Here is a 17,568-nt window from a genome sequence, read left to right as displayed (position 1 = left end):
ACGGATTTTTCCCCTCGTTCGGAAGAGGGCATGATCCATTTCCTCCGGGGCTGCCGGGCGTGGCGTACGCCACACGTCCACGGCCGAAGTGGTGAGAGATGGACCACGCGCCACCGGCCTGAACTCGCGTACGCTGACGGCTCACTCGCCTCGATGCCGGACCGCCTTGAGGGATCACCCCGTCCCCGGCTGGCCCGCCGAACGCGAGGGACTCACTGGGAGGTAGTACATGTCCGGGACGATCACGGCCGTGGCACGCCTGCGTGCCGCCGCCGGCGGTGCCAACCGCTGGGTCGTCCTCGTCGTCCTCTGCCTCAGCCTGCTGCTCGTCGCGCTGGACGCGACCGTGCTGCACGTCGCGGTGCCCGCCGTCACGGAGGATCTGCGCCCGAGCGGCGTGGAACTGCTGTGGATCGTCGACGCCTATCCCCTCATCTGCGCCGCACTGCTGATCCTCTTCGGCACCCTCGGCGACCGCATCGGCCGCCGCAGAGTGCTCCTGCTCGGTTACGCGATCTTCGGCATCGCGTCCGCCGTCGCCGCCTTCGCCGCCACCCCGGACATACTCATCGCCGCACGCGCCCTGCTGGGTGTCGGCGGCGCGATGATCATGCCCGCGACGCTCTCGATACTCCGTGCCGTCTTCCCCGACCGGCGGGAACGGGCGATGGCGATCGGCATATGGACCGCGGTCGCCGCGGTCGGCGCCGCTACCGGGCCGGTCCTCGGCGGCTTCCTCGTCGAGCACTTCTGGTGGGGCTCGGTCTTCCTGATCAACATCCCGCTGATGGCGCTGATCCTGCCCATCGGCCGGCTGCTGCTGCCGGAGTCCCGGGGGAACACGGACGGCCCGTGGGACGTGCTGGGCGCCCTGCTCGCCGCCGCCGGAGTGCTCGGCGTCGTCCTCGGGGTGAAGCGGCTCGGTGTCGGGCACGGCCTGCTCGACGCCCGGACGGTCGGTCCGCTGCTGATCGGCGCGGTGCTGCTGGTGCTCTTCGTCCGGCGGCAGCGGCGGCGCGAGCACCCGCTCATAGACATCCGGATGTTCGCCCGCGCCACCTTCTCCACCTCCGTCGGCTGCATCGTGCTGGCCATGCTGGCGCTGGTCGGCCTGGAGCTGATAGCCGTCCAGTACCTCCAGCTGATCCTCGGGCTCAGCCCGCTGGAGACCGGGCTGCGGCTGCTGCCGCTCACCTTCGCGGCGATGGCCGCGGGCGCGACGGGCTCGTCCACCCTGCGCCGCATCGGCCCACGCGCGATGGTCGGCTGGGGCTTCGTGCTCACCGCAGCGGCCGTCCTGCTGCTGGTGATGATGGGACAGCACGACCGGCCCTGGCTGCTCACCACCGGATTCGTGCTGCTCGGCTTCGGCCTGCAGACCACGCTCTTCGCGGCCTACGAGTCGATGCTCAGCGAGGCGCCGCAGGAGCACGCGGGCGGGGCTGCCGCGATCGGGGAGACGTCCTACCAGCTGGGCGCGGGCATGGGCATCGCGCTGCTCGGCAGCATCATGAACGCGGCGTACGCGCCCGCGTTCAGCTCGCTGCCCGGGGTGCCGGCGTCCGCGAGCAATGCCGCCTCCCATTCGCTGGGCGAGGCGTACCAGGTGTCCGACCGGCTCGGCGGGGGCGCGGGGGAGACACTGCGCGAGACCGCGCGGCACGCGTTCGTGGACGGTCTGCATGTCACGCTGCTGGTGAGCGCCGGTCTGCTGCTGCTGGGCGCGCTGGCGGCGCTCAAGCTGCCTCGGGTCATGGACTGCTCGACGGCCGAGCAGTGCCCGCGCCCCCGGCGGCCGGACGTGTCGATCCCGGCGAGCCGTGAGCCCGTCGAGGCGACCGGGTCTGGACGCGCGGCACACTGAGTCGTACCGTCGGGCGGAGCTGGTAACTAACACTGCTAGTTTTCTTCATCCGCTCTGTCAGCGCTGCCGGAGGCCCTGAATGTCCGCACCCGCGAAGCCGCGTTTCGATGCCGGCGATCCGCTCGGCATCGACGATCTGCTCGACCCCGAGGACCTCGCGGTCCGCGACACCGTCCGCAGCTGGGCCTCCGACCGGGTCATGCCGTACATCGCCGACTGGTACGAGCGCGGCGACCTGCCCGGCATCCGCGAGCTGGCACGTGAGCTCGGCTCCATCGGCGCGCTCGGCATGTCGCTGAAGGGCTACGGCTGCGCGGGAGCCAGCGCGGTCCAGTACGGCCTCGCCTGCCTCGAACTGGAAGCGGCGGACTCCGGCATCCGCTCCCTGGTCTCCGTACAGGGCTCACTCGCCATGTACGCGATCCACCGCTTCGGCTCCGAGGAGCAGAAGCAGCGCTGGCTGCCCGGTATGGCGGCCGGCGAGATCATCGGCTGCTTCGGCCTGACCGAGCCCGACCACGGCTCCGACCCGGCGGGCATGCGCACCTACGCCAAGCGCGACGGCTCGGACTGGGTGCTCACCGGCCGCAAGATGTGGATCACCAACGGCTCGGTGGCCGGTGTCGCCGTCGTCTGGGCGCAGACCGACGACGGCATCCGCGGTTTCGCCGTGCCGACGGACGTCCCCGGATTCTCCGCCCCGGAGATCAAGCACAAGTGGTCGCTGCGGGCGAGCGTGACCAGCGAGCTGGTCCTCGACGAGGTGCGGCTGCCCGCCGACGCGGTCCTGCCGGAGGTCACCGGTCTGAAGGGCCCGCTGAGCTGTCTGACCCACGCGCGGTACGGAATCGTCTGGGGCTCCATGGGCGCCGCCCGCGCGAGCTTCGAGTCGGCGCTCCAGTACTCGCGTACGCGTGAGCAGTTCGGCCGCCCCATCGGCGGCTTCCAGCTCACCCAGGCCAAGCTCGCGGACATGGCCGTCGAGCTGCACAAGGGCATCCTGCTCGCCCACCATCTGGGGCGGCGCATGGACGCGGGAACGCTGCGCCCCGAGCAGGTCAGCTTCGGCAAGCTCAACAACGTGCGCGAGGCGATCGAGATCTGCCGCACCTCGCGCACCATCCTCGGTGCGAACGGGATCTCCCTGGAGTACCCGGTGATGCGGCACGCGACGAATCTCGAATCGGTGCTCACCTACGAGGGCACCGTCGAGATGCACCAGCTCGTGCTGGGCAAGGCGCTCACCGGCCTCGACGCCTTCCGGTGAGCCGGGACCTCGGGTCCCCGGACGCCGGTCGGGCCTGCCGGCCGGCGAACGCCTCGCTCAGCTCTGGTTGAAGAAGCCGTCCTGCGAGCGGCCCGGGGCCTCTCCGCTGACGACCTGGGTGTCCGACGGGCTCAGCAGGAAGACCCGGGTCGCCACGCGCTCGATGGAGCCGCGCAGGCCGAAGGTCAGTCCGGCGGCGAAGTCCACCACGCGCTTGGCGTCCGAGGGCTCCATGGACGTCAGGTTGACGATGACCGGGACACCGTCCCGGAACAGCTCACCGATACCGCGGGCGTCCCGGAAGCTGGAGGGCGACACCGTGGCGATCCGGCGTCCCTCTTCCTGGGCGGACTCGGAGGCGACGCGCACCCGCGGGTCGGTGACCCAGGCGTTCTCACCCGTCTCCGCACCCTCGGCGTACTCGTCGTCGTAGTAACGCTCGTCGCTGTCCTCGACGAGTCCCAGCCAGGCGCTCGCCTTGCGCACAGATCCCATGGACGCCTCCTTCCACTGCAGTCCGCTCACTGCGGTCTTCCGTCTTCCCTATCCCTATGGTCGTCCATAATGCGGATCGCGCGCCAAGTGGATAGTCGCCGCGCGAGGGATTCGTGACGGTACTGGCACAGAAGATGTGGCGATTCGTCAAGATTCCTCCTGTGTACGGGGCATGTTCGGCCCAAAATATGAAGTTCGGGCCAGATGGGTGACGTCGGGGACGTACGGGTGAACGGATCGCTCGATACGATGCGTGCCGCACTGTCGAACGGCTCTCGGGGGAACGTCGTGTTCGGAATCGTCAGGCCATGCAGCCACCGTCTCGGGGACGGGCTCAAGGCCGAGTGGATGGCCCATCTCTGCGGTCTGTGCCTGGCACTTCGTGCCGACCACGGCCAGTTCGCCAGGGTCGTGACCAACTACGACGGCCTGATCGTCTCGGTTCTGACGGAGGCTCAGGCCGAACGCACTCCCGCGACCCGGCGCACGGCGGGCCCCTGCCCGCTGCGCGCGATGCGCACCGCATCCGTGGCCAAGGGCGAGGGCGCACGCCTCGCGGCCGCCGTCTCGCTGGTCCTCGCCTCTGCCAAGGTGCGCGACCACGTCGCCGACCGGGACGGGATGTTGGCCCGCAGGCCGGTGGCCGCCGCCGCGCGCCGGGTCGCCACCGGCTGGGACCGGGCAGGCGCGCGTACCGGCGCGGCGCTCGGCTTCGACACCGCGGCCCTGGTCGACGCGGTCGACCGGCAGACGGGGATCGAGGCGCTCGCCGGCCCCGGAACCCCGCTGCTCACGGTCACCGAGCCGACGGAGACGGCGACGGCCGCCGCCTTCGCGCACACCGCGGTACTCGCCGGACGCCCGGAGAACGTGGCCCCGCTCGCCGAGGCCGGGCGCCTCTTCGGACGCCTCGCGCATCTGCTGGATGCCGTCGAGGACAGGGAAGCTGACGCGGCGTCGGGTGCCTGGAACCCGCTCACCGCGACCGGCACCTCGCTCGCCGAGGCCCGCCGCCTCGCCGACGACGCGGTCCACGGCGTACGGCTCGCGCTGGCCGACGCCCGCTTCACGGACGACAAGCTGGTGCATGTGCTGCTCGCCCATGAGCTGCGGACGTCGGTGAACCGGACCTTCGGTACGACGACCTGCTCGCACCAGGGGCACGGCACACCGCAGGGCCCGCAGAACCCCTACCAGGGCGGCGGTCAGGGCCCGTACGGCAACAACCCGTACGGCAACAACCCCTACGGCGGGAATCCTTACGGCGGCGGGAATCCGGGCGGCCCGGGCCACCCCGGCGGCCCCGGCGGTCCGCCGCGGTTCGGCGGCGAACCGACCCCGCCCAAGCGGCGCGGGCTCCTCGCCGGCTGCGCGGTCTTCACCGGACTCTTCTGCACCTGTCAGATCTGCTGCGCCAAGGAGTACGAGGGGCCCTGGTCGCGCAAGAAGCGTGAGGGCTGCTGCCGTGACTGCGACTGTGACTGCTGCGACTGCTGCAGCTGTGACTGCTGAGGACGCGACCTCCGCGCGGAGCGCGACGGCTCCGCAGGGGTGCACGGCCGCACGGGGTCGGTCCCGCACTCCCGTACGGGGCTTCCGAGCCGGTGTGAAAGGTTGACGGCATGAGCACGGACGCACAGCAAGCGGGTCAGGACGGGAACGAGCCGCAGAACTGGCAGAAGTGGCACGAACAGCGCGTCGGTTCCGTCTCCGCGCCGTACGGACCGCTCTCGCTCACCGGCACGCACTGGTTGGGCGACCACCCGGACGGGCGACTTCCGGCCGTCCCGGGAAGCTGGGTGCCGGACGGCGACGGGGTGGTGCTCACCGCCGGACCCGAGGACGTTCTGACCGTCGACGGCAAGCCCTTCACCGGCTCGATCCGTCTCACCGCCGACCACGCGCCCGTCCCCGAGTCCCGGGTCGCGCACGGCCGGCGGCGGCTGGTCGTGCTGCGCCGCGAAGGGCTCTGGGCGGTACGTGACTTCGATCCCGACTCACCGGCGCGCCGGGCGTTCGAGGGCATCGAGGCGACGGCGTACGACCCTCGCTGGGCCGTGCCGGGGACCTTCCGGGCCTACCCGGAAAGCCGCAGTGTGCGGGTGGAGAACGCCGACGGGCGGGAGCGCGGTCTCGGCCTCGGTGGCGAGATCACGTTCCCCCTCGACGGCATGGAGCACTCCCTGCGGGTGGCGGTCGAGCAGGACGGTTCGCTGTGGGCCGTCTTCGCTGACGCGACCAGCGGGAACGGTAGCTACCGCTTCCGCTTCCTGCGGCCGCCCGCGCCCGCAGCGGACGGCACGGTGACCGTCGACTTCAACCGCTCGCTGCTGCCCCCGTGCGCCTTCGCCGACCACTTCATCTGCCCCTTCCCGCCGCCGGGGAACACGCTCGCGGTGGAGATTGCCGCGGGGGAACGGAACCTCCGCGACCGCTGACCCGTCCTACCGGCCGGACGCATGTGCCGCAGCCCCGGAGGCGCCCCAGCCGCGGGGCCATGAGTCGTGTGTGCCCGCAGCGGCCGAAAGGCGCCCTTGCGCCGACAGTTGACGGCCCGAATACTCCCGAACAGCGCTTGTCAGGAGCACGGTATGTCCGTTAGTCGGACGGTGCTTCATGGCTGCGCCTCACGGGCCCCGAACCCCACTACGGGAGCCCCCGATTCCCCTCGGGAGGAACGACAAGTGAGGATCAAGCGCACCACCCCCCGCAGTGCCACGGCGAGACGTACCCGCCTTCTCGCCGTCTCCACCGGTCTGGTCGCCGCCGCAGCACTGGCCGTCCCCGCGGCCAACGCCGACCAGTCCCAGACGTTCAGCGCAGCCGAGCTCACCTCCGCGAGCGACGCCGTCCTCGCAGCGGATGTGGCCGGCACCGCCTGGAACATCGACCCTGCGACGAAGAGCCTCGTCGTCACGGCCGACAGCACCGTCTCCCAGGCCGAGATAGCGAAGATCAAGAAGGCCGCCGGAAGCAACGCCGACGCCCTCCGTATCGAGCGCACCCCCGGTGTCTTCTCCAAGCTGCTCGCCGGCGGCGACGCGATCTATGCCTCCAGCTGGCGCTGCTCCGCGGGCTTCAACGTCCGCAGCGGCAACACCTACTACTTCGTGACCGCCGGTCACTGCACCGACGGCGCGGGCACCTGGTACACCAACTCCGCCCGCACCACCACCATCGGCCCCACGGCCGGATCCAGCTTCCCCGGGAACGACTACGGCCTGGTGCGCTACTCCAACACCTCGCTCGCCCACCCGGGCACCGTCGGCAGCGTCGACATCACCAGTGCCGCGAACGCCACGGTCGGCATGTCGGTGACCCGCCGAGGCTCCACCACGGGCACCCACAGCGGCAGCGTCACCGGTCTCAACGCCACGGTGAACTACGGCGGCGGCGATGTCGTCTACGGCATGATCCGCACCAACGTCTGTGCCGAGCCCGGCGACAGCGGCGGCCCGCTCTACTCCGGCAGCAGGGCCATCGGCCTGACCTCCGGCGGCAGCGGCAACTGCTCCTCCGGCGGTACGACCTTCTTCCAGCCGGTCACCGAGGCGCTCAGCGCCTACGGAGTCAGCGTCTACTGACGCGCGGCGACTGAACCGTCCGGGTCGAGCCCTCGTCCGTATGAAGGACGGGGGCTCGACGCGGCTCTGTCATCTGAGACGATGTCAGGGCGTCGGGCGCGGGAGATACGGGGGTCGCGTGGCAGTGAAACGCATCGGAGTGACCGGCCACCGAGACATTCCCGCCGAGGCCCGGGACCACGTGCGCGCGGTGATGCGCGCCGCGCTCTGCGGACACGACGGCTCGATGGAGGCGCTCTCCAGTCTCGCCGTCGGCGCCGACCAGCTCTTCGCGGACATCGCCCTCGACTGCGGCGCCGAACTGACCGTGGTCATCCCGAGCGGCGACTACGCGGACGGCTTCACCGACCCCGGCGAACTGGCCCGTTTCCAGCAGCTCCGCGGCCGCGCCGCGCGCGAGATCCAGCTCGCCTTCCCGCACTCGACGGACGAGGCCTATTACGCCGCCGGCGCCTACATCGCCGACAACTGCGACCGTTTGCTCGCCGTCTGGGACGGCTGTCCGGCCCGAGGTCTCGGGGGCACGGCGGACATCGTCAGCTACGCCCGTGACCGGGGAAAGCCGGTGACCGTCATCTGGCGCGAGGGCCTGCGGCGCAGCTGATGACGCCGAGGCCCCCGGTGCTTCATCGACGGCGGCTCAACTCCCGTGCCGTACCAGCCAGTCCGTGTGCTGGGGCGACACGATGCGTTCCGTCTCGTACACCGCGGACGGCCATTGGGCGTCGGTGACCGAGGTCTCCATCGCCGTGTGCATCGTGGCCAGGTCCTCCTCGACCAACGAGTGGGCGGCGATGAGGGGTTGATGGCGGCGGATCTCGCTCCAGGCGAGACAGGCCGCCGCGGCCGCCGACAACAGACCGCCCACATTGACCGACACGGCGAGCGAGAAGGTGTGCAGCAGCGCGAAGAACAGGGCCAGCAGGGTGAGCAGTCCGATCGATGCCGACCACAGCCGGGTCGCACGGCGGGAGATCTCGGCGCTGCGGTGGTACCAGTTGCGTTGCTCGATCAACCGGTCCCGGACGTAGGTCTCCTTGCGTACGGTGTAGGGCTTGGCGCGGAGCCGTCGCATGGCAGGCGTGATGAGTTCGGCCGCCGCGAGGTCGCTCCCGCCCGTGCGCGGGTCCTCCCAGCCCACCTTCACCAGTTCCCGTAACCCCTCCTCCAGCCGGGCGACGAACAGCTCGTCGGCGTCGGTGGCCCGGGCGTCGAACGGGGTGCCGTGTACGGAGTACCGCCAGCACACCGATTTGATGAACTCCGCCGCAGAACGGTTGAGTTGCCATTGCGACTTTGCTCGACGGCGTGAGGAACGGTAACCGAGCACGAGAACCCCCATGTACGCCAACGCGCTGAGTGCGCCGGGGAGTTGAAACGTGTCGCCGAGCTTCAGGGACGACGGCAGCGTCGCCACGGCGGCTCCCACGACCAGGAGCAGCAGTTGGTAGCGGGTGGAGCCGACCGCCTCACGTTGCCTCGATATGGCTATGGCATCCGAATGATGGAAGAGATCGGGCAGATCGGTGTTACGGAACACCATGCTGTGCAGTGGGCCGGTAAACCCGGTCATACGCCCCCCTGTCTGCAGTTTTGCCTTCACTCTTTAGACGGAATCGCTCGTTCCGCCCTCTGCTGCGAGAATGTGATGCAACTCTTCTCTTCCGCGACCACAGCTTGAGTTGCTGAGGGTCGCCATGAGAGTAAAGTCGTGCCGCCGGCACTGCAATGGTGCGTGGTATCTGCGCTGTACACAACACAAGGACGGCCCCCATGACGATGCAGACCTCGCGGTCATTCGCTGCTGCGAAGAAGAACCGCATCCCGTTGGCCCAGATCGATGTCCGTGGTGGGGATGCCGCCAAGAAGCTGGCGAGGGTCATGCCGGCCGCCGCTGACCGTACCGTGCGTATCTCTTCCTTCAACTCCGCGCTCTAGACTGGCGGAATGACTGGACCCCTGGTCCCATTCCGCGAGATCGTATTGAAGGTCCACAGCAGATGTGATCTTGCATGTGACCACTGTTATATCTACGAACACGCTGATCAGAGCTGGCGTACCCGCCCCAAGGCAATCTCTGACGAAGCCATTTCCTGGACAGCTCTGCGACTGGCCGAGCATGCCAAGAGTCATGCCCTGCCCTCCGTGTCAGTGATCCTGCACGGAGGGGAGCCTCTGCTCGCGGGGCCCGAACGACTGCGACGCATCTGCGAGGAGCTCACCGCCGCCCTCGACCCCGTCGCCTCTCTCGATCTGCGGATCCACACCAACGGCCTCCAGCTCAGCCACCGGTATCTCGAGCTCTTCGCCGCGTACGACGTCAAGGTGGGTATCTCCCTCGACGGCGACCGTGTCGCGAACGACCGCCACCGCCGCTTCGCGGACGGGCGCACCAGTCATCCCCTGGTCCTGCGGGCCGTCGATCTGCTCCGCGAAGAGCGTTACCGCCACCTCTACCTCGGTCTGCTGTGCACCGTCGATGTGGCCAACGACCCGGTCGCCGTCTACGACGCCCTCGCCGAGCTCGAACCCCCGCGCATCGACTTCCTCCTGCCGCACGCCACCTGGAACGACCCGCCGGCCCGCCCCGACGGATCGCCCACCGCCTACGCCGAGTGGCTGCTGAGGATCTACGACCGCTGGGACGGACAGGGCCGGAAGGTTCCCGTACGGCTCTTCGAGTCGGTGTTCTCCACCCTCGCCGGCGGCCCCAGCCTCACCGAGTCACTGGGCCTGGCCCCCACCGACCTCGTCGTCGTCGAGACCGACGGCACCCTGGAACAGGTCGACTCGCTCAAGAGCGCCTACGACGGCGCGGCGGCCACTGGATTCGACGTCTTCTCGCACGCGTTCGACGATGTCGCCGCCCACCCCGGCGTCCGGGCACGCCAGCTGGGCCTGGCCGGAGTGAGCGCCACGTGCCGCCGGTGCCCGGTCGTCCGCTCCTGCGGCGGCGGCCTCTACACCCACCGCTACAGCTCGCGGAACGACTTCGACAACACCTCCGTGTACTGCGCCGACCTCGAAGCGCTCATCCGCGGTATCGAGCAGCGCGCCGGCGCCGGGGCCGTGCCGGCCGCGGTCACCGAGCCGGGCGCGCTGATGGCCGAGCACCAGGACGTGACGCGCACGCTTCTCGCCGAGCTCAACGAGGAGCTGGGCGGCCGCGGGGGCGAGGCCTGGGCCGAGGCATGGGAGTTGACCTGCGCTCTGGAGGACCGGGGCGACCTGCTCGACGAGGTCTTCGGCCACCCGTACACCTACACCTGGCTCCAGGACACACTGGCCGCCCTGCGCGAGGAACGGCCGGGGGCACTCGCGCTCGCCCTGCGGCTCCCGTCGTACCTCGCCGCCGCACTTGTCACCGGGCGGGACGCCACACCGGTCCGGCTCTCCCACGAAGGCGGCAGGCTCCGGCTGCCCACCCTCGGTGAATTACGGCTGCGCGGCACGGCGGACGACGGCAGCGCCGAGGTGCGGGCCGTCGAGGAGGGCTTCCTGGTCGCCGTCGACGGCGGGCAGTCGCGGCTTGTCCGCCTCGATGGCCTGCACGGTGAGGGAAGCGACTGGCGGCCCGTGCGCACGCTCGGCGGCGACGGGGTCCCGCTCCTGCGGCTGGACGACATCGACCCGTACCGCGACTGCTTCGGCGCACCCGTGCACGGGCGGCTCGACGCCCGCGCGACGGCCGTCTGGGACGAGCGGCTGACCGAGGCCTGGGCCGTGCTGGCCGATGCCGCGCCGCAGCAGGCCGCGGAGGCCGGCGAGTGTCTGAGCACGCTCACCCCGCTCCTCTCCGGCGAGGCGTCGCTGCGGGCACACGGCTTCGGAGCGCTCGGCCTCGCCCTGCCGGAGACGGCCGGGGGACTGGCGGTCGCGCTGCTGCGCGGCTTCCGCCGGGCGAAACTGCACGCGCTTGTGGAGGTCACCGATCTCCATGCACAGGACGGCTGGTGGAGCCATCCCGCGCCCTGGCAGGACGAGGAGGTCCCGGTGTCCGAGCTGCTCGCGGGCGCGTACGAGAGGGTGGGCCTCGCCCCCTTCGACCCCGAGGGGGCAGATCAGGCCATGCGTGCCCTCACCACCCTGGAGAGCGCACCGGAGCTCACGGTGAGCGGGCACCGGCTCCTCGACGAGCTGCGCAAGGAGTGCGGCCGTGGCTGATGCGGGGGACCGGTCCTTCCTGACCCGTGCGGTGCGTGAGCTGGGCGTGGAGCAGGGCATGACGCTCCTGGTGCACGCCTCGCTGCACGCCACGGGCCTGCACGCCGAGGCGCTGCGGGACGCACTGCTGGAGGCCCTGGGGGAGGACGGCACACTGGTGGTGCCCGCGTTCACCGCCGGGAACTCCGACACATCGCCCGCGTACCGCGCCCGGGTGCGGGGCATGACACCCGAGCAGTCGGCAGCCTTACGGGCGGACATGCCGGCCTTCGACCCGGTCCATACGCCGGCCCAGGGGATGGGCCGGTTGGCCGAGGCGGTGCGGACCGCCGAAGGGGCCGTCCGCAGCTCCCATCCGCAGACCTCTTTCGCGGCCGTGGGACGGCGTGCCGCGGAATTGCTCGCCGGACATCCGCTGACCTCGCACCTCGGTGAGGACTCACCCCTCGGCGCGCTCTATCGCGCGGGGGCGCACGTTGTGATGATCAATGTGGATTTCGCCGTGTGCACTTCGTTCCATCTCGCCGAATACCGGACCGGAGCACCTCTGCGCACCTACCGTTGTGTGGTGCAGCGTCCGGGTGGGGGTAAGGAATGGACGGAGTACACGGACGTCGAACTGGACGACAGTGATTTCGACGCGATCGGTGCCGCCTTCACCTGGGGTATGGAACAGAAAGGACAACTGGGCGGAAGACCTGCGCGGTTGTTCTCGATCAAGGACGCGGTCGACCACGCAGTGAGCTGGATGACCGAAAAGCGCTGTTGATTGACTGAACGTCCGGGGGATGGAGTGTGTCGGGCTCCGGAATGATTAATCAGTTCGCATCTCTCAGCGATGCCGGCAGTGGATGCGGGCGTTCACACAGGACGGGGGTCGTGTGTCGGAATCAGGGCAACGGGCGGCTGACCATCGGCCGTACTTCTTTCTGAGTTACGCGCATACGCCGCGGTACGGGGCAGGCGGCCCGGACCCCGACATGTGGGTGGAACGGCTCTTCCGTGACCTCTGCGGTCATGTCATGGCGATGACGGATCTGCCCGCCGGCGCTCCCGCGGGCTTCATGGACCGGGAGATCCGGTCCGGAGAGGGCTGGTCCGAGCGGCTCGGTGAGGTGCTCGCCACCTGCCGGGTGTTCGTGCCGCTGTTCTCGCCGCGGTACTTCGCCAGCGAGATGTGCGGCAAGGAGTGGTACGCCTTCGCCCAACGGGCCATCTACCACCAGGCCAAGAGCAACCGCTCCGCCGAGGCGATCGTGCCCGCGCTGTGGGTGCCGATGCCGCCGGAACAACTCCCCGGCCCCGCCGAGCGGTTGCAGTTCAACCACCGAGCCTTCGGCGACCGGTATGTCACCGACGGCCTCTACGGTCTGATCAAGCTGCGGATATTCGCCGAGGAGTACGAGGCGGCCGTCTACGAACTGGCCAAACGGATCGTCAGTGTCGCCGACACTACGCGCGTCGGTTCCGGCAGCCCCGTCGACTACCGGCATGCACCCAGCGCGTTCGGCAAACCCACCGGCGGCCCCCGTCCGATGCATCTGACGGTCGCCGCGCCCACGAGCCACGATCTGCCCGAGGGCCGGGCCCCCGACTACTACGGCAAACAGTCGCAGGACTGGAACCCCTACCACCCGGACTCCGCACGACCGCTGGCGTACATGGCCCAGGACCTGGTGCGCTCCCTCAACTACCAGGCCACCGTCTCGTCGTTCGACCACGAGACGCCACCGGACATCAGCCTGCCGCCCACCCGGCCGGAGATACTCCTGGTCGACCGCTGGGCGCTGGAGGACGACGAACGGTGCGGGCGGCTCGCCGCCTTCGACGCCCAGCCGCGGCCCTGGGTGAGCGTCGTCGTGCCGTGGAACCGCGAGGACCCGCAGAGCCGGATATCCGAAGCCGCGCTCGTCGAGAAGCTGGAGCGCACGATGCCGCACCAGATGCAGCAGGGCCGGGCCGCCTGCCGGGCGGCCGCCCGGGGTGTGTTCAGCATGGAGGCGTTCGGGCAGATCCTGCCGCAGGTCGTCGAATCGGCCGCCCAGGAGTATCTGCGGCACGCCGCGGTCTATCCACCCGCCCAGCCGCCCGGATCGGGACGCACCGAACGGGTCAGACTCCGCGGGCCCATGGCCGAGCACGGCACCACCCAGTACGCCCCGAAGACGCGTGGAATCGTTCCCGATGCGGAGGACACGGATGACAGCCAGTCGTGACGGGCGCATCGTCACCTTCTATTCCTACAAAGGAGGTACGGGCCGCACGATGGCCCTGGCCAACACGGCCTGGATTCTCGCCGCGAACGGCAAGCGGGTGCTCGCCGTCGACTGGGACCTGGAGGCACCGGGCCTGCACCGGTTCTTCCACCCGTTCCTCGACCCCTCCACGCTCGGCGCCACCACCGGTGTGATCGACCTGATCACCGAGTACGCCTGGGCCGCGATAACCCCTGACACCGGCCGCCGTGACGACTGGCACACGGACTACGCCCGGATCCAGCCGCACGCCGTCTCGCTCACCCCCGAGAGCCTCGGCTGGGAGTTCCCGGACGGCGGCACGCTCGACTTCGTCTCCGCCGGCAAGCAGAACCGCGAGTACTCGGCGACCGTCTCCACCTTCGACTGGGACAACTTCTACGACCGGCTCGGCGGCGGCCTGTTCTTCGACGCGCTGCGCGAGGACATGAAGGCCAACTACGACTACGTCCTCATCGACAGCCGTACCGGCCTCAGCGACATCGCCGACATCTGCACCGTCCATCTGCCCGACGTACTCGTCGACTGCTTCACCCTCAGCGACCAGTCCATCGACGGCGCTGCCTCGGTGGCCCGGCAGATCGACGAGCGGTACGGCGGCCGGGGCATCAAGATCTACCCGGTCCCGATGCGCATCGACGAGGGCGAGAAGGAGAAGGCGGACGCCGGACGCGCGCTCGCCCGGCTGAAGTTCGACCGCTTCCCCACCGGGCTGAACAGCGAGGAGTCCACCGCCTACTGGGGCGCGGTGGAGATCCCGTACCGGCCGTACTACGCGTACGAGGAGACGCTGGCCACCTTCGGCGACGAGGCGGGGCTCACCAACTCCCTGCTGTCCGCGTTCGAACGGCTCACCGCCGTCATCACCGAGCAGCAGATCACCTCGATGCCCACGGTCGGCGAGGACGTCAGACTCCGCATCAGGGACGCCTTCACCCGGCGCCGGCCCGCCCTGCCCGCCGACCTCTTCCTCAGCTATGTCGCCGAGAACCGGATGTGGGCGGACTGGGTCGAGTACCGGCTCACCCGCGCCGGGTTCCGGGTCGTGCCGCGTGACGTCTCGGCCGAGCGCGACCCGGCCACCGACGACACGCACCCCGCCGAACAGGCCGCGCGCACCGTGGTCCTGCTGTCCAGCGCGTATCTGAAGTCCGCGCGGGCGGTGGAGGTCTGGCAGCGGTCCGCGGCCGAGGACCCCGGCGGCGGCCGGCACCATCTGCTGCCGGTCCGCGTGGGCGATGTGCGGCTCACCACGCCGTACATCGACCGCAACCCCGTGGACCTCTTCCGGCTCGACGAAGTGAACGCGACCAACGCCCTGTTGCGCGCACTCGACCGCCCCGTCCAGCTCCCCGACAGCGGATCGCCGGGCCCGCGCTTCCCCGGCACCGTCCCGAAGATCTGGAACGCCCCGCCGCGCAACCCCGGATTCACCGGACGCTCCGTGGTGCTGGAGCGGATGCGCGACCAGCTCGGCGGCGGCATGGCGGTGGCGGCCGTGCTGCCGCAGCCGCAGACGCTGTACGGACTCGGCGGCGTCGGCAAGACACAGGTGGCCCTCGAATACGTCCACCGCTTCATGGCCGACTACGACCTGGTCTGGTGGATCTCCGCCGAACAGAGCGACGACGTGATCGCCGGCCTCGCCGAACTCGCCGTACGGCTCGGCGCGCAGGGCGGCGAGGACATGGCGGCCGCTTCGCAGGAAGCCATCGACCTGCTGCGGCGCGGCGTGCCCTCGTCCCGCTGGCTGCTCGTCTTCGACAACGCCGACGACCCCGAGCAGCTCAAGCGGTTCTTTCCGCCGCAGGGGCCCGGGCACATCCTCGTCACTTCCAGGAACCAGACCTGGTCGCAGTACGGCGACGCGCTGCCCGTCGACGTCTTCCTGCGCGAGGAGTCCATCGAGCACCTCCAGCGGCGCGCCCGCGGACTGGGCATCGAGGAGGCCGACCAGGTCGCGACCGCGGTCGGTGACCTGCCGCTCGCCGTCGAGCAGGCCGCGGCCTGGATCGCGGAGACCGCCACCCCGGTCAGCGCCTATCTGGAACAGCTCAGGGAGCAGGCCGCGAGCGTGCTCGCGCTCAATCAGCCCGCCGGATACCCCGAGCCGGTCGCCGCGACCTGGAACGTCTCCATCGAGCGGCTCAAGGAGCGCTCACCGGCGGCGGTCCGTCTCCTCCAGCTCTGCGCCTTCTTCGCACCCGAGCCGATCTCCGCGAACCTCCTCTACAGCAAGGAGATGATCGACGCGCTCAAGCCGTACGACTCCTCCCTCCAGGAGAAGCTGGTGCTCGGCCGGGTCATCCGGGAGATCGGCCGGTTCGCGCTGGCCAAGGTCGACCAGGTCTCCAACAGCATCCAGGTGCACCGGCTGGTCCAGGCCGTCATCCGGGCACAGCTGACGGAGGAGGAGCAGCAGGACGCCCGGCACGCCGTCCACCGGGTCCTCGCGGGAGCCCGGCCCGACGACGACGAGCCGATCGACAACCCCGAGACCTGGGCGCGGTTCGCCACCATCTGGCCCCACCTCGGCCCCTCGGAGGCCCGGTACTGCAAGGAGCCGGAGACCCGCCGGCTGATCATCGACCGCGTGCGCTACCTCTGGAAGCGCGGCGACTGGATGACCGCCGCGACACTCGCGAACGACGTACGCGAGACCTGGCGCGACATGCTGGGCAACGACGACCTCCAGTACCTCTACCTCCGCTTCCACCTCTCCAACATCTATCGCTCCCAGGGGCGTTACGTGGAGGCCAAGGAGCTCGACGAGGTGACCCTGGAGCGACAGCAGGCCGTGCTCGGCGAGTCCCATCCGCACACCTACATGACCACCAGCGGCCTCGCGATGGACCTCGGCACCCTGGGCCAGTACGGCAGGGCCATGGAGCTGGCGACCGAGGCGCACGAGGGATTCAGCCAGATCTTCCACGAGTCCCACCCGCGGACGCTCGCGGCCGCCAACAACCTTGCGCTGAACCTGCGCATGGTCGGCCAGTACTCCCGCGCCCGTGAGATCGACCAGGAGGTCTTCGACCGGCGCACCGAGGTGCTCGGCCCGGAACACCCGTACACCCTGTCCTCGGCCATGAACCTGGCCCGGGACCTGCGGGAGATCGGCCGTTACGAGGACTCGGTCACGCTTCTCAGCCGGACCTACGAGCTGTACAAGGAGCAGCTGGGCCGGACCTTCCCGGGCACCCTGGCTGCTGCCAAGTCCCTTGCGGTGTCGCTGCGCAGGGCCGGCCGTCTCGAGGACGCGCGGCGGCTGACCACGGCCACCCGCAACCGCTACCGCGCCCGGTACACCTCTGCCAACCCGGACTCGCTGGCCTGCGACCTAAACCTGGCGGCCGACCTGTTCGCCGCGGGGGAGCCCGTCGCGGCCAGGGATCTGGCGCAGGAGGTCGTCGACCAGTACCGGAAGGCGCCGGGGGAGAGGCACCCGTACACCCTCGCCGCCATCAACAACCTGGGCATCTTCCAGTGGGGCTGCGGCGATCCGGAGTCCGCGGAGCAGTTGCTGCTCAAGGTGACGAGGACGATGAGGGAGGTGCTGGGAGAGAGCCACCCGCACGCTCTCTACAGCACGATCAACCTCGCGAACGCGCTGGCGGACCTGGGCGGTCTGGAAGAGGCCCTGGAGATCGAACAGCGGACCGTGGCCCGGCTGCGGGACGTCCTGGGCGCCCACCATCCGGAGGTGCTGGGCGTCGCCTCCAACCTGGCGGTCACCCTCGGGATGCTCGGCCGCAAGGACGAGGCGATGCAGCTGCGGTCCGAGACGGTGGCGGAGCTCCAGAGGCTGCTGGGCGAGGATCACGCGCTGACGCGGATCGCGCGGGACGAACGCCGGGTGCACCGCGACCTGGAGCCGCTCGCCGTGTGAGCGGTCCTCGTGCACCGGCAGGGCGGAGACTTCGCCCTGCCGGTGCACGA

At 70.0% G+C, this 17,568-nt stretch carries 13 protein-coding genes; 11 read left to right on the top strand and 2 right to left on the bottom strand.

Annotation, left to right across the window (positions count from 1 at the left end; translation table 11 throughout):
- The first annotated feature begins 229 nt into the window (after positions 1–229).
- Entirely contained in the window at positions 230–1,864 is a 1,635-nt protein-coding gene (locus OHA05_RS07290) for an MFS transporter (protein ID WP_313947204.1), read from the top strand.
- A gap of 79 nt (positions 1,865–1,943) precedes the next feature.
- On the top strand, positions 1,944–3,131 hold the full coding sequence (locus tag OHA05_RS07285; protein ID WP_328860103.1) for an acyl-CoA dehydrogenase family protein: 1,188 nt from the start codon (positions 1,944–1,946) through the stop codon (positions 3,129–3,131).
- 57 nt (positions 3,132–3,188) lie between these two features.
- Here OHA05_RS07285 and OHA05_RS07280 read toward each other — a convergent pair whose 3' ends face one another.
- Positions 3,189–3,626 (bottom strand): cell division protein SepF, encoded by a 438-nt coding sequence (locus OHA05_RS07280; protein ID WP_313947206.1) that lies wholly within the window; start codon positions 3,624–3,626, stop codon positions 3,189–3,191.
- Positions 3,627–3,914: 288 nt separating this feature from the next.
- Here OHA05_RS07280 and OHA05_RS07275 point away from each other — a divergent pair, with 288 nt between their 5' ends.
- The 4 genes from OHA05_RS07275 to OHA05_RS07260 all read left to right on the top strand — a co-directional run bounded on the left by OHA05_RS07275 (position 3,915) and on the right by OHA05_RS07260 (position 7,814).
- Complete coding sequence (locus OHA05_RS07275; protein WP_328860102.1) at positions 3,915–5,138, top strand: DUF5685 family protein; 1,224 nt, start codon at positions 3,915–3,917, stop codon at positions 5,136–5,138.
- Between the two features lie 110 nt (positions 5,139–5,248).
- Positions 5,249–6,064: a DUF1684 domain-containing protein gene (locus tag OHA05_RS07270; RefSeq protein ID WP_328860101.1), complete on the top strand. Its 816-nt coding sequence runs from the start codon at positions 5,249–5,251 to the stop codon at positions 6,062–6,064.
- A 246-nt stretch (positions 6,065–6,310) separates the two neighbouring features.
- A complete protein-coding gene (locus OHA05_RS07265) occupies positions 6,311–7,210 on the top strand; it encodes a S1 family peptidase (protein WP_327685010.1) in 900 nt (299 codons plus the stop codon).
- 124 nt (positions 7,211–7,334) lie between these two features.
- Complete coding sequence (locus OHA05_RS07260) at positions 7,335–7,814, top strand: hypothetical protein (RefSeq protein ID WP_313949068.1); 480 nt, start codon at positions 7,335–7,337, stop codon at positions 7,812–7,814.
- A gap of 36 nt (positions 7,815–7,850) precedes the next feature.
- On the opposite strand, the gene OHA05_RS07255 is transcribed toward OHA05_RS07260, so the two are convergent.
- Positions 7,851–8,753: a DUF4231 domain-containing protein gene (locus OHA05_RS07255; RefSeq protein ID WP_328860100.1), complete on the bottom strand. Its 903-nt coding sequence runs from the start codon at positions 8,751–8,753 to the stop codon at positions 7,851–7,853.
- Between the two features lie 230 nt (positions 8,754–8,983).
- Here OHA05_RS07255 and fxsA point away from each other — a divergent pair, with 230 nt between their 5' ends.
- The 5 genes from fxsA (at position 8,984) to fxsT (ending at position 17,518) form a co-directional block, all read left to right on the top strand.
- Entirely contained in the window at positions 8,984–9,148 is a 165-nt protein-coding gene (gene fxsA, locus OHA05_RS07250) for an FxSxx-COOH cyclophane-containing RiPP peptide (protein ID WP_328860099.1), read from the top strand.
- Between the two features lie 9 nt (positions 9,149–9,157).
- Positions 9,158–11,374: a radical SAM/SPASM protein FxsBH, inactivated beta-hydroxylase extension form gene (fxsBH, locus tag OHA05_RS07245; RefSeq protein WP_328860098.1), complete on the top strand. Its 2,217-nt coding sequence runs from the start codon at positions 9,158–9,160 to the stop codon at positions 11,372–11,374.
- Between the two features lie 58 nt (positions 11,375–11,432).
- Positions 11,433–12,143: an aminoglycoside N(3)-acetyltransferase gene (locus OHA05_RS07240; RefSeq protein ID WP_391845296.1), complete on the top strand. Its 711-nt coding sequence runs from the start codon at positions 11,433–11,435 to the stop codon at positions 12,141–12,143.
- A gap of 82 nt (positions 12,144–12,225) precedes the next feature.
- Positions 12,226–13,590, top strand: a complete 1,365-nt coding sequence (locus OHA05_RS07235; protein WP_313947214.1) for a TIR-like protein FxsC — start codon at positions 12,226–12,228, stop codon at positions 13,588–13,590.
- A complete protein-coding gene (gene fxsT / locus OHA05_RS07230; protein ID WP_328860096.1) occupies positions 13,574–17,518 on the top strand; it encodes an FxSxx-COOH system tetratricopeptide repeat protein in 3,945 nt (1,314 codons plus the stop codon). The genes OHA05_RS07235 and fxsT overlap by 17 nt, the downstream gene beginning before the upstream one ends.
- The last annotated feature ends 50 nt before the right edge of the window (positions 17,519–17,568 follow it).

Source organism: Streptomyces sp. NBC_00306 (assembly GCF_036169555.1).
Classification (GTDB): domain Bacteria; phylum Actinomycetota; class Actinomycetes; order Streptomycetales; family Streptomycetaceae; genus Streptomyces; species Streptomyces achmelvichensis.
Note: the sequence above shows the minus strand (reverse complement) of the source record. Positions and strands in the feature narration are given on the sequence as shown.

Bases quoted from the DNA above. Each gene is read 5' to 3' on its own strand.
- OHA05_RS07290 (WP_313947204.1), top strand. From the start codon at position 230: ATGTCCGGGACGATCACGGCCGTGGCACGCCTGCGTGCCGCCGCCGGC.
- OHA05_RS07285 (WP_328860103.1), top strand. From the start codon at position 1,944: ATGTCCGCACCCGCGAAGCCGCGTTTCGATGCCGGCGATCCGCTCGGC.
- OHA05_RS07280 (WP_313947206.1), bottom strand. From the start codon at position 3,626: ATGGGATCTGTGCGCAAGGCGAGCGCCTGGCTGGGACTCGTCGAGGAC.
- OHA05_RS07270 (WP_328860101.1), top strand. From the start codon at position 5,249: ATGAGCACGGACGCACAGCAAGCGGGTCAGGACGGGAACGAGCCGCAG.
- OHA05_RS07255 (WP_328860100.1), bottom strand. From the start codon at position 8,753: ATGGTGTTCCGTAACACCGATCTGCCCGATCTCTTCCATCATTCGGAT.
- fxsA (WP_328860099.1), top strand. From the start codon at position 8,984: ATGACGATGCAGACCTCGCGGTCATTCGCTGCTGCGAAGAAGAACCGC.
- fxsBH (WP_328860098.1), top strand. From the start codon at position 9,158: ATGACTGGACCCCTGGTCCCATTCCGCGAGATCGTATTGAAGGTCCAC.
- OHA05_RS07240 (WP_391845296.1), top strand. From the start codon at position 11,433: ATGACGCTCCTGGTGCACGCCTCGCTGCACGCCACGGGCCTGCACGCC.
- OHA05_RS07235 (WP_313947214.1), top strand. From the start codon at position 12,226: ATGCGGGCGTTCACACAGGACGGGGGTCGTGTGTCGGAATCAGGGCAA.
- fxsT (WP_328860096.1), top strand. From the start codon at position 13,574: ATGACAGCCAGTCGTGACGGGCGCATCGTCACCTTCTATTCCTACAAA.